The sequence below is a fragment of the Thermanaerothrix sp. genome, assembly GCA_026417795.1.
Lineage (GTDB): Bacteria > Synergistota > Synergistia > Synergistales > Synergistaceae > Thermanaerovibrio.
Genome location: JAOACP010000068.1, coordinates 1 through 2,840, shown reverse-complemented (window position 1 = coordinate 2,840; position 2,840 = coordinate 1). Strand labels below are relative to the sequence as shown.

The window sequence follows — 2,840 nt, the reverse complement described above, 5'->3', positions numbered from 1 at the left end:
GTACACATAGGGAGCCCCGATATACTTCTGGGCGATCTGGACAATCCGCTGGCGTACACTCTGTTCTTGTTCGGAAAGCCCCTGTTGCTGGCTGTACAGCGAGAATGCCCCGCCAATACCCAGCCCTAGCCATAAAAGAAAAAGAGCCTTATGGTTCATATGATAAAAGGTACTACAGCGGAGCAGTTTTCACAACGATTAAGAAGAAAAATACCATCAACCATCATAAAAGAATTGGGGCGAGACGCTTTTACATTCCCATCCTTGAGGGTGGAAACATTTACTGGTATCCTGCAAGGAGAAACCTATGGCCGTATTAATTTCCAGTTTGGGCAATGTCCCGGATATCATCCTGGAAGTTCTGGCTTTCACTAATATGGAAGCCATACCCCTGTACCAACATCATCCTGCGTCTAAGGAAATAGGTGAAGCCTACCAACTCCATTTTAAGCAGGATCCGGTAAAAACCGTGTGGATTTATTCCACCAAACAGAACAATATGGAAGACCTCTGTGGTGCGCTGGAACGCTGGAACCAGCGCCTGGGGACCCCCTTTGCCCTTTCATTTATCATTTTGCCCTTTGAGGACATTACTTCCCAAGGGGAAGTGGAGTATTCCCGGGAAGTGGCCTTCAGGCTCGTAAAAAAGGCCCATGACGAATACACCAAAGAAAACCTCTATATCTCCATAGCGGCGGGCAGAAAAACCATTGGGAGCGACTTGCAGGAGGCGGGCACTTTTTTCGGCTGCGATGCCTTTATCCATGTTCTGGATACCGCAAGAAGAGGGGAGCCAAGTAAATCAAACATTTCTGGGCACGTCTCCTTCCTGGAACGGGATATCTCAACCATTCCTCAGGATGAGATAGCCCCTATTGTTCCCATCTGGTATGGCAAAAGCAGGGCGAATCCCATATCAAAATTGATTTCCCATCCCTTTGATATTACCGTTGAAGGTCCCCGGCAGTTTTTAACGCCCGATCAATTTGAGAGGGACCAGAGGCTGGTGACGACCTGCAAGCAACTGATAGAGCAGGCGGGCAACACCTTCAGCCATCAACATGACCAGGTCTTGCTGGAAAACTTCCCTGTGCTGCAACAACTTGATGAGGAACGGATCACCTCTTTCAAAGAGCGAATCATACGTTCAGAAGAGGATGTTCGTCCCTTGCCCAAGGTGGATCTCCATTGTCATCTGGGTGGCTGTCTTGAAGTAAGGGATATCGTGACGGTTGCCCGGAAGGCCCTCGAAGAATACCCCGGGGAAAGGCCCTTTTCCGTGGAGCATGCCCGCGGTGTGGTAAGCCAATGGAAAAAGGATTCCCAACGTATAAAGAACACCCCTTACAAAGAACGGCTTAAAACCCTGGCCGCCTTCGAGGGCCGCGAAGAGGAACTGGAACACCTCTGGTATGGCCCGTTCCTGGATGAACGGAACTTTGCATCCATCGGCTTTGATGCCTACGAACGCCTGGGGGACCTTCAGGGGTCGGGCCTGTTGCAAAACAAAAGGGCTATTGAAGAGACCGTGGCGCTCCTGCTTGAGAAAGCCCGGCGCGACGGCTGTATTGGCCTGGAGATCCGCTGTTCTCCCCAGAACTATACCCGGGAAGGATTGAAATATAAGGATGTGCTGGAAACCATCTTACAAAGCGTGCACCACCATCGGGGGGCCCTTATGGTGGGGATCATCCTTATCGCTTCCCGGCATCGGAGGATGAGCGAAATTTATAAAAGTGTGGAAATGTATGAGGCCTTAGCGGAGGACCCGGATGGGGAATTTCAGGCCCTGTTCAAAGCCTACGTTAAGGGCTTCGATGTGGCAGGGGACGAAAGCGCCCGATCTCCCCATGAAATGAGAAGCGCCTTTATTCCGATTCTCCAGCAGTGCCTTCCTATTACCATCCATGCGGGCGAAAATCAGGAAGCGGATAAGATATGGGAGGCGGTGTACGAACTCAATTCGGACCGGATCGGCCATGGCTTGTCCCTTATTAGTAACGAAGCGCTGCTAAAAAAATTCGTAGATAGAAACATCGGGATTGAGCTCTGTCCTTCATCAAACTTTCAGATAATTGGATACCGCGATTATGAACTCCGTGCGGGAGGAGATAAGGAGTATCCGTTACGAAAGTACCTTGAGAGGGGATTAAAGGTTACCCTCAATACGGACAACCGGGGCATTTCCCGCACCACCTTGTGTAGAGAGTTTGTCAAGGCTTCCCGCATGACGGAGGGTGGGCTTACTTTGCTGGATGCCCTGCAGCTGTGCAAAAACAGCATCGATATCAGCTTTTTTAGTTACGAAGAAAAACGGTGCCTGTACCACGTGGCCCAGGAACGAATTATTAAGTGGCTGGAGGGATGATAAAATTCCCTTTTGTAAAAGATGGCACCTGTTTTTATAGTAATATTTCTCTATATCGAAAAAATATTGCTTTCTAGCATTGTTTTTTCGATATGCCAATATTGACATTTACAATAGTTGTATAATACAAGTATTGTATGACGCAAGAAAAACATCTTGACACGGAAACGATCCGGGCCTTCCGTCGTTCATTACGGGCCCTGGAAAGGGAGATTGGTCTGGTCTTAGAAAAAGAGACTGACTGCTGCGGGATCACCGTAGCTCAGTGCCATTTTCTTCTTGAGGCAGAAGAAAGGAATAATGCAAACTTGACTGAGCTTTCGCAGGCCCTCTCCCTTGATGTGAGCACCTTAAGCCGAACAGCGGATAGCCTGTATGAGGCAGGGTATATCAAGCGGGAGACGGATCCGGAGAACCGACGGAAAGTATCTATCGGTTTGACCGAGAGGGGAAAATCAAAGGTCGCTTCAAT

3 protein-coding genes are annotated in these 2,840 nt (G+C 49.1%); all 3 read left to right on the top strand.

Annotated elements, in window-relative coordinates; all coding sequences use genetic code 11:
- A partial coding sequence (locus tag N2315_08955) for a hypothetical protein (protein MCX7829305.1) occupies positions 1 to 320 on the top strand: 320 nt, incomplete at its 5' end.
- Entirely contained in the window at positions 308 to 2,368 is a 2,061-nt protein-coding gene (locus N2315_08950) for a hypothetical protein (GenBank protein MCX7829304.1), read from the top strand. The genes N2315_08955 and N2315_08950, both read left to right, overlap by 13 nt.
- A 137-nt stretch (positions 2,369 to 2,505) precedes the next feature.
- The coding region (locus tag N2315_08945; GenBank protein MCX7829303.1) for a MarR family transcriptional regulator at positions 2,506 to 2,840 on the top strand (335 nt) is incomplete at its 3' end.